A 17,466-nucleotide genomic window follows, 5' to 3' on the forward strand; every position below is an offset into this window, starting at 1 on the left:
TCAGAGTCCCAGCACGGCCTTGTTGAGGATGTTCTTCTGAATCTCGTTGGTGCCGCCATAGATCGAGGCGGCCCGCAGCATCAGGTAGTTCGGCGCCATCTGCGGCGCCCAGTCCGGCCCGATCGCCGGCTCGTTCGCCAGCGCCGCCAGCTCCTGCTGCCAGACCGGCATCGCCTGCGGCCCGCCGACATCCATCACCAGCTCGCTGCTGGCCTGCAGCAGCTCCGTCCCCTTGATCTTCAGCACCGAGGAGAGCGGGTCCGGCCGGTTGCCGCCGGCCTTGGCATAGGCGGAGACGACGCGGAGCTGGGTGATCTCCAGCGCCTTCATGTCGACTTCGAGCTGGGCGACCCGGGCGCGGAAGCCGCGATCCTCGATCAGCGGCCGGCCCTCCTTGCGCACCTCGCGCGCCACCTCCTTGGCGAAGCGCACCCGCTCCTTGCTCTTGCCGAGCCGGGCGATGCCGGTGCGCTCGTTGCCGAGCAGGTACTTCGCCACCGACCAGCCGCGATTCTCCTCCCCGACCAGGTTCTCCACCGGCACCCGGACATCGGTGAAGAAGACCTCGTTCAGGTGGTGGCTGCCGTCGATGGAGATGATCGGCCGCACCTCGATCCCGGGCGTCCGCAGGTCGATCAGCAGGAAGGAGATGCCCTCCTGCCGCTTCTTGGCCGTCGGGTCGGTGCGCACGAGGCAGAAGCACCAGTCGGCATTGTGCGCCGTCGAGGTCCAGATCTTCTGGCCGTTGACGACGTAGTGGTCGCCGTCGCGCTTCGCCGCGGTGCGCAGGCTGGCGAGGTCGGAGCCGGCGCCGGGCTCGGAGAAGCCCTGGCACCACCAGTCGTCCAGGTTGGCGGCGCGCGGCAGGAAGCGCTTCTTCTGCGCCTCGGTGCCGAACTGGATCAGCACCGGGCCGAGCATGGTGATGTTGAAGGAGAGCAGCTCCGGCGCCGGGGCCGAGAGGTTCTCCTCGAGGAAGATCATGCGCTGGATCGGGCTCCAGCCCGGCCCACCATGCTCCTTCGGCCAGTTGTACCCCGCCCAGCCCTGGGCGTTCAGGATGCGCTGCCAGGCGATGGTGTCCTGCTTGCGCGGCGGGTAGCCGAGCCGCATGCGCTCGTGGATCTCGCGCGGCAGGTTGTCCCGGATGAAGGTGCGCACCTCCTCGCGGAAGGCGGACTCCTCAGGCGTGAATCGCAGGTCCATGGACGTGTTCCTTCCCGTCGTTACCGCAATTGCGGTGCCTTCTGCTCGCGCAGCAGCCCGCCCCGCTCGGCGGTCTCGCGCAGCAGCGGGGCCGGTGCCCAGCGCGCGCCGTAGCGCTGGTGCCAGGCGGCGATCTGGTTGTAGACCTCGCGGGCGCCGATCCCGTCCGCCCAGAACATCAGCCCGCCGCGGTAGCGCGGGAAGCCGAAGCCGTTCAGCCACATCACGTCGAGGTCGCTGGCGCGGAGGCACTTGCCCTCCTCGATCATCTTGCAGGCCTCGTTCACCGAGCCGAAGAGCAGGCGCTGCAATACCTCCTCGTCGGAGAATTCGCGCTGCGCGATGCCCTGCTCCGCCGCCACCTCCCGGATGATCCGGTGCACCTCCGGGTCGGGATGCGGCGTGCGGTCGCCAGGCTCGTAGCGATACCAGCCGGCGCCGGCCTTCTGCCCCTTGCGCCCCATCTCCACCAGCCGGTCCGGGATGGGCAGCATGCGGTAGCCGGGGTCCTCCGCCAGCCGCCGCCGCCGGGTCTGGTAGCTGACATCGAGGCCGGAGAGGTCGTTCACCGCGAAGGGGCCCATGGGATAGCCGAACTCGACCATCACCCGGTCGACCTGTTCCGGCAGGGCGCCTTCCTCCACCATCAGGTTCTGTTCCATGGTGAAGGGGATGCGGCTGCGATTGGCGACGAAGCCGTCGCAATTGCCGGCATAGGCGCTGATCTTGCCGATGGCGCGGCCGAGCCGCATCGCCGCGGCCATGGTCCCGGGCGCCGTCCGCGAGCCCTCCACCACCTCGAACAGCTTCATGACATTGGCCGGGGCGAAGAAATGCGTCCCCGCCACCGCCTCCGGCCGGCCGGTGGCGCCGGCGATGCGGTCGATGTCGATGGCCGAGGTGTTGGTCAGCAGCAGCGCGCCGGGCTTCATCACCCGGTCGAGCTCGGCGAAGACCGCCTGCTTCACCGGCAGCTGCTCGAACACCGCCTCGATCGCCGCGTCGCAATCGGCGATGTCCTCATAGCGCTCGACCGGCTGGATCAGCGCCAGGCGACGCTCCATCGCCGCCTGGTCCAGGCTGCCGCGGCGGACCGAGACGGCGTAGTTGTCGCGGATGCGCTGCATCCCGCGCGCCAGCGTCTCGGGCGAGGCGTCGAGCAGCTTCACCGGCAGGCCATGATCGGCGCAGCTCATGGCGATGCCGCCGCCCATGGTGCCGGCCCCGACCACGGCGATGCTGCGGATCTCCGGCGCGGCGAGGTCCTTCGGCAGATGCGGCAGGCGGGCAACCTCGCGCTCGGCGAAGAAGGCATAGCGGAGCGCCCGCGCCTCGTCGGAATTCTCCAGCTCGGCGAAGAGCCGCCGCTCCTCCGCCAGGCCCTCGGCGATGGGCAGCCGCGTCGCCGCCTCCACGGCCGCGATGGCGTGGTAGGGCGCCCGCTGGTTGCGCGCCTTGCGGGCGATGGCCTTCCGCGCCGCCTCGAACAGGCCAGGCTCGGCCGCGGGCGGCGGCCGCGCGCCGATGCGGCGCGGCGGCTCGCCGGCGATCCGCCGGGCGAAGGCGATCGCCTCCGCGCGTAGGTCGCCCTCCACCAGCGCGTCCAGGATGCCGAGCGCCTTCGCCTCCGGGGCCGGGACATGCCGGCCGGTGGTGATCATCTCCAGCGCCGGCTTCGCCCCGATCAGCCGCGGCAGGCGCTGCGTGCCGCCGCCGCCCGGGATGATGCCGATGAGGATCTCGGGCAGCCCGACCTTCGCCGTCGGGACGGCGATGCGCCAGCCGCAGCAGAGCGCATGCTCCAGCCCGCCGCCCAGCGCATAGCCGTGGATGGCGGCGACCACCGGCTTCGCGCTGCCCTCCAGCACGTCGTAGCTGCGGCGCCTCGGCGTCTCGCGCTTCGTGCCGAAGCGGCGGATATCGGCCCCGGCGATGAAGCTGCGGCCGGCGCCGATCAGCACCATGGCGCGCACCGCCGGATCGGCCTCGCCGCGCTCGACCACGGCGATGATGCCCTCCGAGACGCCGGCGCCGAGCGCGTTCACCGGCGGGTTGTCGATGGTGATGACGCCGATGCCGTCCTCGATCTCGAAGCGAACCACCTCTCTCTCGGACACCTCGATCCCTCCGCCGATTGCTTAGCCGGCTATCGTTCAGCCGAGGCTAGACCGTCTGCCCGGCCCTGGCGAGAGCGTTTCAGTGCAGCAGCAGCCCGGCCTGGCCCGCCGCCTGGCGCGACAGCACCGCCTCCTGCCGCAGCAGCGCCGCGAAACCCTCCGGGCTGCGGGTCGGGGGATCCGCCAGCAGGCTGCCGGTCTCCTCCACCCGCGCCCGCAGCGCCGGATCGGCGAGCGGCCCGGCGAAGCCCGCCTGCAGGGCGGCGATCAGCGGCGCCGGGGTCCCGGCCGGGACCAGGATGCCGATGAAGGAGACGAGGCCGCCCCCCGGCACCCCGGCGGCGGCGAGGCTCGGCACCTCGGGCAGCATCGGCAGGGGTTGCGGCAGGGCGGCGGCGAGGATGCGGAGCTGCCCGTCGCGGTGCAGCGGCAGGGCGGTCGTCACCTGCTCCATCGAGCAGGCGAGCGCGCCGCTCAGCAGGTCGGGCGTCGCGGCGCCGCTCGAGCGGTAGGGCACATGCACCAGGCCGATGCCGGTCGCGGCGTTCAGCAGCTCGATGTTGAGATGGTTCGAGGTGCCGGTGCCGGCCGAGCCGCATTGCAGCTGCCCCGGCCGCGCCCTGGCATAGGCGACGAATTCCTCGAGGCTCCGCACCGGCAGCTTCGGGCTGGCCACCAGCACCTGCGGCGTGCGGAAGCAGAGGCAGACCGGCAGGAAGTCCCGCGCCGGGTCGTAAGGCACCCGCTCCATGATCAGCGGGTTGATGACGAGGGCGCCGTTGGAGCCGAGCAGCAGCGTATGCCCGTCCGGCTGGGCGCGGGCCACCAGTTCGGTGCCGAGGTTGCCGCCGGCGCCGGGGCGGTTCTCGATCACCACCGGTTGGCCGAGCCGCTCGGCGACGGCGGGCGTCAGCAGCCGCGCCAGCGTGTCCAGGTTGCCGCCGGCGCCGAAGGGCACGACGAGGCGCAGCGGACGGTCGGGGAAGCGCGCCTGGGCCCCTGCGGCGAGCGGCCGGAGGGCCGGCGCGGCGAGCAGGGCGAGCGTCGCGCGGCGGCCGGGCGCCGCGGATGCAGGGCGGCGGATCATGGCGGTTTCTCCCGTCTGCGACGCGTCTCCGCGCGCCCGCGCGCAGTGAAGCACCCATGCCGCGATGCCGCCAGGGCTGGCCGGGCCGGCGAAGCCGCGCCTACACTCCACGCAATCCCAGGACGAGAGGCGAGGAGGACGCGCCCGGGCATGATCGACAAATTTGTCCGCTCCATGGCCGAGGCCATGGCCGGCATCCCGGACGGCGCCACCGTGATGATGCCCGGCTTCGGCGAGGTGGGCGCGCCCAACGCGCTGCTGGAAGGGCTGCTCGAGCAGGGCGCGACCAACCTGACGCTGGTGATCAACTCGGCCGGGCGGCTGCGCGTGCCGGGCAAGCCGCCGAACGTGGTGGCGCGGCTGATCGACCAGGGCCGGGTGCGCAAGGTCATCACCAGCTTCGTGCGCGCCAACAGCGTCGCCGGCGACTGGGTGCGCGACGGAAGGCTGCAGGCGGAGGTGATCCCGCAGGGCACGCTGGCCGAGCGCATCCGCGCCGCCGGCGCCGGCATCCCCGCCTTCTTCACCCCGACCGGCGCCGGCACCCTCATCGCCGAGGGCAAGGAGGTGCGCGAGTACCAGGGGCGGCCCTGCATCCTGGAGGAGGCGCTGCCCGGCGACGTGGCGCTGATCGAGGCCTGGATGGCCGATCGCTGGGGCAACCTGACCTATCGGGAGACCGGGCAAAACTTCAATCCCATCATGGCGATGGCGGCGAAGCTGACGATCGTGCAGACGCACAACGCCGTCGATCTCGGGATGCTGCCCGCCAACGCCATCCATACGCCCGGCATCTATGTGAACCGCGTGCTGCACCTGCCGGTCGGCGACCCCGTGCTGCCGCGGTGACGCCATGAGCGAGGGAGCGAGCATGAACGAGACGCGGCAGGGCTTCGAGCCGCTCACCCGCACCGGCATGGCGGCGCGGGCGGCGCAGGACGTGCCGGAAGGCTGGTACGTCAATCTTGGCATCGGCATCCCGACGCTGATCGCCGACTACATCCCGCCGGAGCGCGAGGTGGTGGTGCATTCCGAGAACGGCATCCTCGGCATGGGCCCGGCCCCGGCGCCGCACCAGCAGAATCCCTGGCTGGTCAATGCCAGCACCCAGCGCGTCAGCCTCCGTCCCGGCGGCGCCTTCGTGCATCATGCCGACAGCTTCGCCATGGTGCGCGGCGGGCATATCGACCTCTGCGTGCTCGGCGGCTTCCAGGTAGCGGAGAATGGCGACCTGGCGAATTGGGCGCATTCGCCGACCGAGACCGGGCGGCAGATCGGCGGCGCCATGGATCTCGCGGTCGGGGCGAAGCGGGTCTGGGTGGTGATGGAGCACACCACGAAGGAGGGCGCGGCGCGGCTGCTGCGCCGCTGCAGCTACCCGCTGACCGCGGCCGCCTGCGTCAGCCGGGTCTACACCAACCTCGCCGTGCTCGACGTGACGCCGAAGGGCTTCGTCGTCATCGACATGGTCCATGGCCTCGATTTCGCGGATCTCCAGGCCCGCACCGACGCTGAACTGCACCGCGCCTGACGCGCCGGCCCCCGCGACGGCGCGCAGCGGCTTCGCGGGGAGCTAGCTGCGCATCAGCGCCCGCACATGCGCGGCGGTGCTGTGCGCCAGCGCGTCGAGGTCGTAGCCGCCCTCCAGCAGGCTGACGACGCGGCCCCCGGCATGCCGCTCCGCCAGGGCGCAGATCTCGGCGGTGAGCCAGGCGAAATCCGCCTCCTGCACCCGGAGCTGCGCCAGCGGGTCGCGGGCATGCGCGTCGAAGCCGGCCGAGATCACCAGCAGCCCCGGCGCGAAGCGCTCCACCGCCGGCAGCAGCCGCTCCGCCCAGGCGGCGCGGAAGGCGGCGCCGTCGGCGCCCGGCGGCAGCGGGGCGTTGAAGACATTGCCGACGCCGCGCTCCCGCGCATCGCCGGTGCCAGGATAGAGCGGCCACTGGTGGGAGGAGGCGTAGAGAATCGCCGGCTCGCGCTCGACGCAGGCCTGGCTGCCATTGCCGTGATGCACGTCGAAATCGAGTATGGCGACCCGCGCCACGCCATGCGCGGCGATGGCGTGGCGGGCGGCGATGGCGGCATTGGCGAAGAGGCAGAAGCCCATCGGCCGGCCCGGTTCGGCATGATGGCCGGGCGGGCGGGTGGCGCAGAAAGCGCGGCGCGTGCCGCCGCCACCCTCGCCCTGCATCACCGCATCCACCGCGGCGACGGCCGCGCCGGCGGCGCGCAAGGCCGCCTCGGCGCTGCCCTGGCTCATGATGGTGTCGCCATCGAGCGCCACGGTCTCGCCGGCCGGCGGGCGGATGCCGAGGATCGCCTCGACGTAATTGCGCGGATGCACGCGGCAGAGCTGCTCTAGCGTCGCCTCCGGCGCCTGGTCGCGGATGAGGTCGGCGAACTCCTCCTGGTCCAGCGCCTTCAGCACGGCGCGCAGCCGGTCCGGGCATTCCGGGTGGTAATCACCCGGATCGTGCAGCAGGCAGGCCCGGTGGGTCAGCAGCAGCGTGCTCATGCCGGCTCGCTCCTCTTGCGCAGCACATAACGGTAGACCCCGCCCGCCTCGCTCGCGGACACGAGCGCGTGCCCGGTCTCGGCGCAGAAGGCGGCGAAGTCCCGCTGGCTGGCCGGGTCGGTGGCGAGCACGGTCAGCAGCGCCCCGGGTGGCAGGCCGCGCAGGGCCTTGTTGGCGCGCAGCACCGGCAGCGGGCAGGAGAGGCCCTGGACGTCGAGGAGGGTGTCCGACATCGCCCGAATCCAGCACCCGGGCGCCGCTCCTGCAAGGCTGTCGCCGCAAGGCTTGTCCCGGCCCGGGCAGGATTGCAGTCTCGGCCCATGTGGCGGATCGGCATCGACCTCGGCGGCACCAAGACGGAGATCGCGGCGCTCGACCCGGCGGGAGCGGTGCGGCTACGGCGGCGAGCGCCGACGCCGCCCGCCTATGCCGGCGTCATCGCCCTGGTCGGCGAGCTGGTCGCGGCGGCGGAGACGGAGCTCGGCGGCGCGGCCACGATCGGCATCGGCATCCCCGGCAGCCTCTCGCCGCGGACCGGGCTGGTGCGCGGGGCGAATTCCACCTGGCTGAACGGCGGCCGGCTGGATGCCGACCTCGCCGCGCGGCTCGGCCGGCCGGTGCGGCTGGCCAATGACGCCAATTGCCTGGCGATGAGCGAGGCGGCGGACGGCGCTGGGGCGGGGCATGACACGGTCTTCGCCGTCATCCTCGGCACCGGGGTCGGCGCCGGCATCGTCACCGGCGGGCGCATCCTCGAGGGGCGCAACCGCATCGCCGGGGAATGGGGCCACAACCCGCTGCCCTGGATGACGCCGGAGGAGTATCCGGGCCCGGCCTGCTGGTGCGGCCGGCGGGGCTGCATCGAGGCCTTCCTCTGCGGCCCGGCGCTCGCCGCCGAGGCGGACGGGCCGGGCGCCCGCGACGCCAGCGGCCTGCCGGCGCGCGCCGCCGCGGGCGATGCGCGCGCCGCCGCGGCGCTCGCCCGGCATGCCGACCGGCTGGCCCGGGCGCTGGCGCATGTGGTGAACATCCTCGACCCCGACTGCATCGTGCTGGCGGGCGGCCTGTCCAACATGGCGCATCTGCGGGACGAGGTGCCGGCGCGCATGGCGGGCTTCGTCTTCAGCGACCATGTCGAGACGCCGCTGGTCCCGGCGCTGCATGGCGACAGCAGCGGCGTGCTGGGCGCGGCGCGGCTCTGGGATTGATCCCCGCGCCGTCGCTTCGCGCCGCCGCGCGGGCCCCGGGACTCGCTCCTGGCCCTGATGCGGCACAGCCTGCCGTGGCGACGCCACAGCGGGGCGACAGGCGATCTACTGCGTCGGGATCGTCACCAGCGGCGTCGGCGCGCCCTGGCCGCTCTCGGCCAGCACCTGCAGCACATAGGCGAAGGTGAAGACCGCCTTCGAACCGTAATCGCCCGCGGGAATCCAGAACCAACGGTCGCGATAGGGCACGGCGGCATAGGCATCCGCCGGGGGCTTGCCGCCCTGCAGGACGCGGATGATCCGCTCGCCCGGCAGCGCCGCGCCGGTCTCGCCGCGCTGCACGTCCTGCTCCGCCACATCCACCTGGGCGCCGAGCTCGTTCAGGATCTGCAGCATCGAGCGCGTCTGCACGGCAAGCTGGCCGGGCGCCCGCCGCTGGCCGCCATATACCACCTCGAGCTCCCGGCTGCCGGGCGCCACGCCGAGGAGCTGGCGCATCTGCCGCATCGCATCCGCCCCGGGCCCCTTCTCGGCATCGAGCAGCAGGATGACGCGGCGCCCGCCGCCCGGCCGCTGCTCGAAGCGCAGGCCGAGATTGCCGGTCGCCTGCATCTGCCGCATCGCCTGCATCAGCGCGAGGAAGCCGCCCGAGGCGTCCTGCGACTGCCCGCCGCTGGTCGCCGCATTCGGCATGCCGTTCACCGCCTGCACGCCGAGCCGGAAGATGAGGTCGACCGGCGCCCCGCTCTGCGCCAGGGAAAGCAGCTCGGCCGGCGCCAGCGGGCGCAGATAGGATTGCGCGAAGCGCTCGCCGGTCACCGGCGTGAAGGTGAAGGTCGGCCGCGTCGTGTACTGCACCGTGCCGCCGACCGTCGCGTAATTGCCCGGCGCGGCGTTCGGATAGGCGTTGAGGCCGAGCTGGCCTGAGCTCTGCAGCTGGTAGCCGGAGATGAGCTGGCTGACCGAGAGGAAGGTCGGCACGTCGCCATAGCGCATCCGCACCATGTTCAGCAGCATCTGCCGCTTCAGCCCTTCGCCGAGCGCCTCGGCATAGCCCATCTGGTCCATGTCGAGTCGCTGCGGCCCGACCCCGGCGCAGCCGGCGAGCAGGGCCGAGGCCAGCCCGCCGGCCAGGAGCAGCAGGCGGCGTCGGAATGGCCGGGACGGGGCGGGATGACGGCGAGGCACCATGCGGCGGCCAATTGCCATCGTCCCGCCCGGTCGGGCCAGGGGGGGGTGGGCGAAGACGGTGCTTGCCGGCGGGGCGCCGGCGTTCCAGCCTCGCCGCATGGCTCCTTCCGATGCCGAAGACGCCGCCGAGGACGGCCACGCGGCCGGCCGCATCGCCATCCCGGCCGCCCCGCCGCCGCCCGGCACGCCCTGGCCGCTGCCGCCGGGGCTGCACCCGCTCGGCCTCGGCGGCGGGCGGGACGGGCTGCTGCGGGTGCCCGCCGGCCTGCCGCCCGACCGGGCGCTGCCGCTGATCGTGATGCTGCATGGCGCGACCGGCGACGCCGCGCGGACGCTCCGCCGCCTCGCCCCCATCGCCGACAGCGCCCTGATCCTGCTCCCCGAAAGCCTCGGCCGGAGCTGGGACGTGCTGGAGGGCGGCTACGGGCCCGACATCGCCCGCATCGAGGCGGCGCTGGCCCGCATCCTCGCCGCCTGGCCGGTCGATCCGCACCGCCTCGCCGTCGCCGGCTTCTCGGACGGGGCCTCCTACGCGCTGTCGCTGGCGCTGATGAATGGCGGGCTCTTCACCCATGCCCTCGCCTTCTCGCCCGGCTTCGTCGCGCCGATGCGGCTCGAGGGACGGCCGCGTCTCTTCCTCAGCCATGGCACCGAGGATGCGGTCCTCTCCATCGAGCATTGCAGCCGCCGCCTGGTGCCGAAGCTGCAGCGCGCCGGCTATCCGGTGATCTACCGGGAATTCGCCGGCGGCCACACCCTGCCGCCAGAGATCGCGGTGACGGCCCTCGCCTTCCTGATGGCGGCCCGGGAGGCGGATTGAGCCCGGCGCCCGCGGGTGCCAGCATCCCGCCCCGAAGAACGGAGGGGAACGCCATGGACAGCATCGGCCCGGATCTCGAGGGCAAGGTGGCGATCGTCACCGGCGCCGGCTCGCGCCCCGGCGAGGGCGTTGGCAATGGCCGCGCCGCCGCCATCCTGCTCGCCCGCGCCGGGGCAAGGCTGGTGCTCGCCGATGCGGTTGCCGAATGGGCCGAGGAGACGCGGCGGCTGATCGAGGCCGAGGGCGGCGAGGCGGTGGTGGTCGCGGCCGATGTCACGAAGCCCGAGGAGTGCCGCCGCATCGTCGAGGCGGCGACCGGGCGCTGGGGCCGGCTGGATGCGCTGGTGAACAATGTCGGCATCGGCGGCCCGCCCGGCACGGCCGAGGAGGTGGACCCGGAGGCCTGGGCGCAGGGCCTGCTGGTCAACGTCACCTCCATGATGCTGATGGCGAAGTATGCGGTGCCGGCGATGCGCGCCGCGGGCGGCGGGGCGATCGTCAATATCGGCTCGGTCGCCGGGCTGCGCGGCGGGCATCCCAACCTGCTCTACCCGACCAGCAAGGGCGCGGTGGTGAACATGACCCGCGCCATGGCGGTGCATCACGCGCCGGACCGCATCCGGGTGAATTGCGTCTGCCCCGGCATGGTCTACACGCCGATGGTGCAGCGGGGCGGCATGTCGCCGGCGATGCGGGAGGCGCGGCGCAAGCGCAGCATCCTGCAGGTGGAGGGCAGCGGCTGGGATGTCGGCGCGGCGGTCGCCTTCCTCTGCAGCGGCAATGCGCGCTGGATGACGGGGGCGATCGTCCCGGTCGATGCCGGCGCGACGGCGATCGCGGCGCTGCCCTCCGAGATGCGATAATCCCCACGACGTCGCTTCGCGCCGCCGCGGGGGCCCCGGTGACTCCCTCCTGGCGCAAGGCACGTCACAGCCTGCCGCGGCGAAGCCGCGGCAGGGCAACGGGAGGCGACAGCTTGGGCGGGACGCTCGTGCGATGCGGGATCGCCGAGCTCAACCCGCCCGCGCCGCCGCCCGGATCAGGTCTGCCGCTTTCTCCGCGACGCTCAGCACCGTTGCGTTGATGTTGCAGACCGGGATGTCGGGGAAGACCGAGGCATCCACCACCCGCAGCCCCGCCACGCCGCGCAGCCGCAACTGCGGATCGAGCGGCGCCCCGTCATGCGCCCCGCCCATGCGCACCGTGCCGCAGGGATGGTAGACCGTACCGCCGGTCGCCTGCGCGTAGTCCAGCAGATCGGCGTCGCTCTCGGCCGCCGGCCCCGGCCGCGCCTCGCCGGTGACGATGCCGGCCAGGGGCGGCGCCACCAGCCAGCGCCGGGCGAGGCGCATCCCCCGCACCAGGCAGTCCCGGTCCGCCGCCGCGCTCAGGTGCCGCGGCGCGATGCGCGGCGCCGCGGCCGGGTCGGGCGAGGCCAGCGTCACGCTGCCGCGGCTCTCCGGCCGGCATTGCCAGACGCCGATGGTCAGCCCTGGCGCCGCCTCCGGCACGCCGATGCGCAGGCCCGGCCAGCGCCCCTCCCCCGGCTCCTCGGCCCAGGAGAGCGGCCCGCCATTGAGCTGGATGTCCGGCGCCTCCAGCCCCGGCAGGGTGCGCGAGAAGAGCGAGAACATCCCCGGCGACCAGGTCAGCACGCCATCGCCGCGCAGAGCCCAGCGCAGCGCCTCCAGCGGCAGCCGCCAGCCGGCGATGCGCCGGTTGGCCGACCAGCGATGCGCGGCCAGCCGGAAGCTCATCCGCGCGATGTAGTGGTCCTGCAGATTGGCCCCGATCCCCGGCAGGTCGCGCAGCACCGGGATGCCGAGCGCGGCGAGCGCCTCCCCCGGCCCGAGGCCCGAGAGCATCAGCAGCTGCGGCGAGCCGATGGCGCCCGCGCTCAGCACCACCTCGCGCCTCGCCCGCACCACCGCCTCGGCGCCGTCGCGGCGAATGGCGACGCCGGTGGCGCGCCCCTCCTCGATCACGATGCGCAGCGCCAGGGCGCGGTCGATCAGCCGCAGGTTCGGCCGCCGCATCGCCGGCACCAGATAGGCGCGCGCGGCGGAGATGCGGCGGCGGCCGCGCCGCGTCTGCTGGAAGGTGGCGAAGCCCTCGCGCTCCGGCCCGTTCATGTCCGCCTGCACCGGCAGGCCGATGGCGCGCGCCGCCTCGGCGAGGGGCCCGAGCAGCGGCGGCACCTCGGCCAGGTGCTCGACCGGCTGCGGCCCCGCGCTGCCACGCCCCTCGCCGCCGCCGGCGAAGGCCTCGTGCCGCTGGAAATAGGGCAGCAGCTCGTCCCAGCCCCAGCCGGTGCAGCCCTTCTGCGCCCAGAGATCGTAGTCGGAGGGATGCCCGCGCACATGGCCGAGCCCGTTGATCGAGGAGGAGCCGCCCCAGACCCGGCCGCGCGGATAATCGAGCGCGCGATGCCCGGTCGCGGCATCCGGCTCGGTGCGATAGCCCCAGGTGAGGCGCGGATGCGTCAGGATCTTCGCATAGCCGGCGGGGATGTGGATCCAGGGATGCCGGTCCGGCCCGCCTGCCTCGATCACCGCGACGGTCGCGCCATCGGCGGAGAGACGGTTGGCCAGCACGCAGCCGGCGCTGCCGGCGCCGAGGATGACGTAATCGAACTCGTTCATTCGGGCATGTTCATTCAGCCATGTTCATTCGGGCAGGGGCTCGAGCTGGGCCGGCGCGACGTCGCGGGCGACGGAGAGGATCAGCCGCCGCAGCCAGGCATGGCCGTCATCCGCCTCCAGCCGGCGATGGAACACCAGGGAGAGCCGGGTGTGCTCCACCGCGATCGGCGGGTCGCGCAGCACCAGCCGGTGCGCCAGGGCGAGCTGCGCGGCGAGGCGGGCCGAGAGGGTGATGACCATGTCGGTCCGCTGCAGGATCTCCGGCACCGCCGAGAGATGCGCCACCACCGCGCCGAGCCGCCGCGGATGCCCGGCCTCGCGCATCGCCGCATCGAGCGCGCCGTCGCGCGAGCCGTTCGGCGAATGCAGCAGATGCGGCACGCTGGCGAAGCGCTCGAGCGTCAGCTCGCCCTCGGCCAGCGGGTGGCCGGGCCGCATCAGCGTGAAGAAGGCCTCCGGCAGCAGCCGCAGCCTTGTGTAGAGCGCCGGCGGTTCCGGCAGCACGGCGACGGCGAGCACGGCATCGCCGCAATCCAGCAGCGCCTCCCAGTTCGTGCGGTCGGCATGCGCGATGGCGAGCAGGCAGCCCGGCGCCTCGCGGTGCATGCGCTGCAGCAGCGCCGGGGCCAGCACCGCCTCGGCATATTCGCTGAAGCCGACGGGGAAGACGCGGTCGCTCGTCGCCGGGTCGAAGGGCGCGCGGGCGGTCAGCAGGTCGCGCAGCCGGTCGAGCGCCTCGGCCACCGGGCCTTCCAGGCTGCGCGCCAGCGCGGTCGGCTCGACGCCGCCGGGCCGGCGCAGGAACAGCTCGTCGCCGAGCGCCGCGCGCAGCCGGCCGAGCGCGTTGGAGACGGCGGGCTGCGACAGGCTCAGCCGTTCCGCCGCGCGGGTGACGTGCCGCTCCCGCGCCACCGCGTCGAAGACCCGCAGCAGGTTGAGATCGAGATTGGCGAGATCGGTCACGCGCGTCCCCGCGGCAGTCGGCGCGGCGATGATGCCGGCTCCCGCCCGGGCGTGGAAGCGCGGCGCCGGCCATCGCCCTTGGCAGCGGGGCCGGCCATGCCATGCTGGCGGCATGGACGGAAACGCGCCGGCTGCGGCAGACCCCTCCCGCACGGCGTCGCCGCCACGCCATGCCGCTGCCCTCATCGCCCTGGCGATCGCCATGGTCGGCCTCGCCACCACCCTGCCGCTGCCGCTCTACGGCGCCTTCGCCGCCGCCAGCGGCCATGGCGCGGGCGCCCTTGCCCTCGCCTTCGCCTGCTACGCCGCCACCGTCATCCTCGGCACGCCGCTGCTCGGGCCGCTGCCCGACCGGATCGGCCGCAAGCCCTGCGTGCTGCTCGGCGTGGCGCTGGCCGCGCTCTCGACCCTCGTCCTGGTGATCGCGCCCGGCCTGCCGGCCCTGGCGGCGGCGCGCACCGCCCAGGGGCTGGCCATGGGCTGCGTCGCCGGCGCCGCGGCGGCCTGGGCGGCGGAGCTCGGCGGCGGCGGCGCGGTGGGCGGGGCGCGGGCGGCCCGCATCGTCGCCGCGGCGACGATCGGCAGCTTCGCCACCGGCGGGCTGCTCACCCTGCTGGCGCTGCAGGTGGCGCCGGACCGCTACCCACCGCTGCCCTTCGCGCTGCATCTCGGCCTCGCCGCGCTGCTGCTGCCCCTCGTCGCCCGTCTGCCGGAGACGCTGCGGCGCCCGCCCGGCGCGGCGCGCGGCCCCTGGCTGCGCCGCCCTGCCTTCCCGCCCGGCACCTGGCCGACCACCCTCGCCATCCTGCCCGGCTGGGGCACCACCGGCACGGTGCTGACCAGCGTGCCGGCGGTGCTGACGGCGGCGGGGATGCCGCAGGCCGGGCCGGCGGCGGCCTGCGCCATGATGGCGCTCGGCGTGCTGGCGCAATTCGCCCAGCGCCGGCTGGCGCCGCGCCGGGCGGTGGCCGTTGGGCTCGCGCTGCTGGTCGGCGCCGCCGCCCTCGCCTTCTGGGGCACCGTGGCGCGGGCGCCCTGGCCGTTGCTGATCGGCGGCGCGGCGGTCGGCATCGCGGTCTATGCCTTCATCTATGCCGGTGGCCTCGCCGCGGCCTCGGCGGCGGCCAGCGGCGAGGACCGGGCCCGCGCCGTCGCCGGCTATTTTGTGGTGGCGCATCTCGGCTTCGGCGCCGGGCCGCTCGCCGTCGGCCTGGCGGTGGATGCCCTCGGCACGGGGCCAGCGCTGGCCCTGGCCTGGCTGGCGGTGCTGCTCTCGGTCGCGGCGCTGCTGCCGCGGCTCGGGCGTGGCGCGTGACGCCCGATCCCGCGGCTCACAGACGGCGCAGGACGGCGATCCATTCCCAGATGATCGGCGTGTCCTCGGTGAAGACCGCGCCGTGGCGCGCCGCCGAGTCGCGGTACCATGCCCCCATTGCCCGTCGCCACCAGGCGGCCGTGCGCTCGCCCTCGCCATAGGCCCGCGCCGCCTCCTCGGTCACCGCCCCGAAGGGCATGATCTCCACCCGCCACGTCTCGAGGATGCCGCGGGGCCGGCGCGCGCCGTCCAGCAGCACGCTCAGCGCACCGGCGAAGGGGATCCTGCCTTCGGGATAGTCCCAGAAGGGCGAGGAGGTCAGCGTCTTCCGCCCCGCCAGGATCAGCGCGGCGCCGGCATCCGCCTGCGCCGGCGTGCCGCCGATCGACATCGGCGGGAAATAGCGGGCTTCCTCGCCGGGAAAACCCGTCTCCAGCACGCGCCTCAACTCGGCCTCCATGGCGTCTCCCCGATGCGGCGGCGGGCCGCGGCCTTCAGGGTACAGGATGCAGCCGCTACTTCTCGCAGCGGATGAAGACCGTGCTGCGCGCCGCGATCTCGCCGATATCGGCCGCGCCGCGCTCGGTGCCGCGACTCTCGGCGAGTTGCGGCTGCAGCCCGGTGCGCTGCAGGAAGGCGAGCGCCGCCTCGCCCTTCACCGCGAAATTGATGTTCTGCGGAATGTCGCCCGTCGCCTTGGCGATGCGCTGCGCATTCAGCTTGGAGACGACGACGCCGACGACATGGCCCTGCATGTCGAGCATCGGCCCGCCGGAATTGCCCGGCTGCACCGGGGCGCTCACCTGGAACTGGCTGCGGTTGTCGGCCAGCCCGGCGAGGCCGTTGATCTCGCCGCGGGTCAGCACGGAATCCGAGAGGATGCCGGCGAGCGGATAGCCATAGACCACCACCCCCTCGCCGCGCCGCACCGCCGGGGCGCTGCGGAAGACGAGCGCCGGGCCGGGCAGGCCGGGCACCGCCAGCAGGGCGAGGTCGAGCGCCTCGTCCACCCGCGCCGGCGGCACCGCGCCGAGCCAGCGATTGTCCGGCGCCCGCACCACGATGCGGTCGCAGCCGTCGATGACATGGTGGTTGGTCATCACCCGGTCGGGCGCGACGAGGAAGCCGGTGCCGGTGGCGACGCGCCGGGCGTTCGGGTTGGGCCGCTGCTCCTTCACCTGCGGCGGCGGCTGCACCGGCACGGGCAGCGGCGCCGCCGGGCGGGCGGCGGCCTGCAACTCCACCTCGCGGTCGGCGCAGATGTCCTGGTCGCGCAGCACGCTCTCGCGGCCATCGGCCAGCACCAGGCGCAGGTCGAAGCGGCAGCCGGCGCCCTCGGCCGGGCGGACGTTGAAGCCGCGATCCGGCCGCAGCGGCCGCTCCGGGTTGAGCAGGTTGCCGCCCCAGTCGTTGCGGGCGCCGCGCGGGCTGCGCACGGCGTTCAGCTCGCGCGCATCGGTGCCGGTGCGGTTCATGACATGGAAGGTCTCGCCCGGCGGCAGGCCGGTCTGCGCCAAGGCGGCAGTGGTGGCGAGCAGCAGCAGGGCGGCGAGCGAAGGGGAGCGCGGCATGGCGCGCCCTCTCCCCGGATCACGCCCGGCTGTCAATCGCGCCAAGGACCGCGGGCGCGAAGCGCTCCGCCGCCAGGGTCAGCGCCGCCTGCAAGGCGGCGGCGGGGCCGGCGCCGCGCGCGCCCATCGGCTGCGGCACCGCCTGCCAGCGCCCCGGGAAGGCCGCCTCCAGCGCCGGGCCGAGCACGGCGGCGACGCCACGGCCGATGACGACGACCTGCGCCGGCGCCAGGGCCGGCAGCCGCGCCGCGTGATAGCCCTGCCAGCTCGCGCGGATCGCCAGGGCCTGCAGCCGTGGCGAGGCGCGCCACCCGCCCGGCCCGGCCAGCGCCACCAGCGAGGCATCGGTCAGCCAGATGCCGCGCCGCCGCAGGGCGTGCAGCAGCGCCGCCTTGGCCGCCAGCCGCGGCGCCAGCCCCGGCAGGGCGGCGCGGGTCGGCACGGGGAGGCCCGCCATGCCGGCGAGCAGCCGCCAGTATTGCGGCGTGCCGGCATTGCCCGGGCCACCCGGCGCCGCCCGCCTCGGCAGCAGCGCCGGCTCGCCATAGGCCGGGCAGTAGAGATGCCGGGAGAAGCCCGCGGCTTCGGGCAGCGGCCATGCCCCATCCAGGTCGGGATCCAGGTCGGGCGGCAGCCGCACCGGCAGGGCCAGCTCGGCGGCCGAGGTCGCCATATGGCTCTCGGCGAGCAGCAGCAGCCGCACCCGCGGCGGCCGCCAAGCCTCCCGCCACGCCTCCGCCGCCAGCGCCGCCGCCGGCGGCTCGGCCAGGGACAGGCCGGCGGGCATGGCGGCGAGCGCCGCGAGCAGGTCGGGAGGCTGGGGCACGCGGC

The 17,466-nt window shown here is 74.2% G+C and carries 17 protein-coding genes; 6 read left to right on the top strand and 11 right to left on the bottom strand.

The features are described 5' to 3' along the window. The 3 genes from HJG45_RS19600 to HJG45_RS19610 form a co-directional block, all read right to left on the bottom strand. On the bottom strand, nucleotides 1–1,206 hold the full coding sequence (locus HJG45_RS19600) for an acyl-CoA dehydrogenase family protein (protein ID WP_171614133.1): 1,206 nt from the start codon (nucleotides 1,204–1,206) through the stop codon (nucleotides 1–3). A gap of 20 nt (nucleotides 1,207–1,226) precedes the next feature. Next, the gene (locus tag HJG45_RS29485; protein ID WP_171614135.1) at nucleotides 1,227–3,323 is read right to left on the bottom strand and encodes a 3-hydroxyacyl-CoA dehydrogenase NAD-binding domain-containing protein; all 2,097 of its coding nucleotides are present in this window, start codon (nucleotides 3,321–3,323) and stop codon (nucleotides 1,227–1,229) included. Between the two features lie 79 nt (nucleotides 3,324–3,402). Continuing rightward, nucleotides 3,403–4,410, bottom strand: a complete 1,008-nt coding sequence (locus HJG45_RS19610; protein WP_171614137.1) for a tripartite tricarboxylate transporter substrate binding protein — start codon at nucleotides 4,408–4,410, stop codon at nucleotides 3,403–3,405. Between the two features lie 150 nt (nucleotides 4,411–4,560). Between HJG45_RS19610 and HJG45_RS19615 the strand changes: the two genes are divergently transcribed. After that, complete coding sequence (locus tag HJG45_RS19615; protein ID WP_171614139.1) at nucleotides 4,561–5,259, top strand: CoA transferase subunit A; 699 nt, start codon at nucleotides 4,561–4,563, stop codon at nucleotides 5,257–5,259. 22 nt (nucleotides 5,260–5,281) lie between these two features. Then, a complete protein-coding gene (locus HJG45_RS19620; protein WP_171614141.1) occupies nucleotides 5,282–5,941 on the top strand; it encodes a 3-oxoacid CoA-transferase subunit B in 660 nt (219 codons plus the stop codon). Nucleotides 5,942–5,983: 42 nt separating this feature from the next. Here HJG45_RS19620 and HJG45_RS19625 read toward each other — a convergent pair whose 3' ends face one another. Both HJG45_RS19625 and HJG45_RS19630 read right to left on the bottom strand, forming a co-directional pair. After that, nucleotides 5,984–6,925, bottom strand: a complete 942-nt coding sequence (locus HJG45_RS19625) for a histone deacetylase family protein (protein ID WP_171614144.1) — start codon at nucleotides 6,923–6,925, stop codon at nucleotides 5,984–5,986. Then, nucleotides 6,922–7,158 carry a sulfurtransferase TusA family protein gene (locus HJG45_RS19630; protein ID WP_171614146.1) on the bottom strand — a complete coding sequence of 79 codons (237 nt, stop codon included), beginning with the start codon at nucleotides 7,156–7,158 and terminating at the stop codon, nucleotides 6,922–6,924. Before HJG45_RS19630 ends, HJG45_RS19625 begins: the two co-directional genes overlap by 4 nt. Before the next feature lie 87 nt (nucleotides 7,159–7,245). On the opposite strand from HJG45_RS19630, the gene HJG45_RS19635 reads away from it, so the two are divergent. Next, nucleotides 7,246–8,133: an ROK family protein gene (locus HJG45_RS19635; protein WP_171614148.1), complete on the top strand. Its 888-nt coding sequence runs from the start codon at nucleotides 7,246–7,248 to the stop codon at nucleotides 8,131–8,133. A 105-nt stretch (nucleotides 8,134–8,238) separates the two neighbouring features. Here the strand turns inward: HJG45_RS19635 and HJG45_RS19640 are convergent, their stop codons facing one another. Continuing rightward, entirely contained in the window at nucleotides 8,239–9,324 is a 1,086-nt protein-coding gene (locus tag HJG45_RS19640) for a hypothetical protein (protein WP_171614150.1), read from the bottom strand. A 97-nt stretch (nucleotides 9,325–9,421) separates the two neighbouring features. On the opposite strand from HJG45_RS19640, the gene HJG45_RS19645 reads away from it, so the two are divergent. Next, on the top strand, nucleotides 9,422–10,144 hold the full coding sequence (locus HJG45_RS19645) for an alpha/beta hydrolase (protein ID WP_171614152.1): 723 nt from the start codon (nucleotides 9,422–9,424) through the stop codon (nucleotides 10,142–10,144). A gap of 53 nt (nucleotides 10,145–10,197) precedes the next feature. After that, complete coding sequence (locus HJG45_RS19650) at nucleotides 10,198–11,007, top strand: SDR family NAD(P)-dependent oxidoreductase (RefSeq protein WP_171614154.1); 810 nt, start codon at nucleotides 10,198–10,200, stop codon at nucleotides 11,005–11,007. 150 nt (nucleotides 11,008–11,157) lie between these two features. Here the strand turns inward: HJG45_RS19650 and HJG45_RS19655 are convergent, their stop codons facing one another. Next, complete coding sequence (locus HJG45_RS19655) at nucleotides 11,158–12,786, bottom strand: GMC family oxidoreductase (RefSeq protein WP_171614156.1); 1,629 nt, start codon at nucleotides 12,784–12,786, stop codon at nucleotides 11,158–11,160. 24 nt (nucleotides 12,787–12,810) lie between these two features. Beyond that, nucleotides 12,811–13,749, bottom strand: coding sequence for a LysR family transcriptional regulator (locus HJG45_RS19660; RefSeq protein WP_171614158.1), 939 nt, complete (start codon nucleotides 13,747–13,749; stop codon nucleotides 12,811–12,813). A 112-nt stretch (nucleotides 13,750–13,861) separates the two neighbouring features. Here HJG45_RS19660 and HJG45_RS28465 point away from each other — a divergent pair, with 112 nt between their 5' ends. Further along, nucleotides 13,862–15,064 carry an MFS transporter gene (locus HJG45_RS28465; RefSeq protein ID WP_217362981.1) on the top strand — a complete coding sequence of 401 codons (1,203 nt, stop codon included), beginning with the start codon at nucleotides 13,862–13,864 and terminating at the stop codon, nucleotides 15,062–15,064. 16 nt (nucleotides 15,065–15,080) lie between these two features. Here the strand turns inward: HJG45_RS28465 and HJG45_RS19670 are convergent, their stop codons facing one another. The 3 genes from HJG45_RS19670 to HJG45_RS19680 are packed head-to-tail and all read right to left on the bottom strand — an operon-like array spanning nucleotide 15,081 to nucleotide 17,461. Further along, nucleotides 15,081–15,524 (bottom strand): ASCH domain-containing protein, encoded by a 444-nt coding sequence (locus HJG45_RS19670; RefSeq protein ID WP_171614160.1) that lies wholly within the window; start codon nucleotides 15,522–15,524, stop codon nucleotides 15,081–15,083. Nucleotides 15,525–15,579: 55 nt separating this feature from the next. After that, complete coding sequence (locus tag HJG45_RS19675) at nucleotides 15,580–16,635, bottom strand: trypsin-like peptidase domain-containing protein (protein WP_171614162.1); 1,056 nt, start codon at nucleotides 16,633–16,635, stop codon at nucleotides 15,580–15,582. Between the two features lie 19 nt (nucleotides 16,636–16,654). After that, complete coding sequence (locus HJG45_RS19680; RefSeq protein ID WP_171614164.1) at nucleotides 16,655–17,461, bottom strand: hypothetical protein; 807 nt, start codon at nucleotides 17,459–17,461, stop codon at nucleotides 16,655–16,657. Nucleotides 17,462–17,466 lie beyond the last annotated feature (5 nt).

Origin of the sequence: Roseicella sp. DB1501, from assembly GCF_013112485.1 — a bacterium.
In the GTDB taxonomy this organism is placed as follows: domain Bacteria; phylum Pseudomonadota; class Alphaproteobacteria; order Acetobacterales; family Acetobacteraceae; genus Paracraurococcus.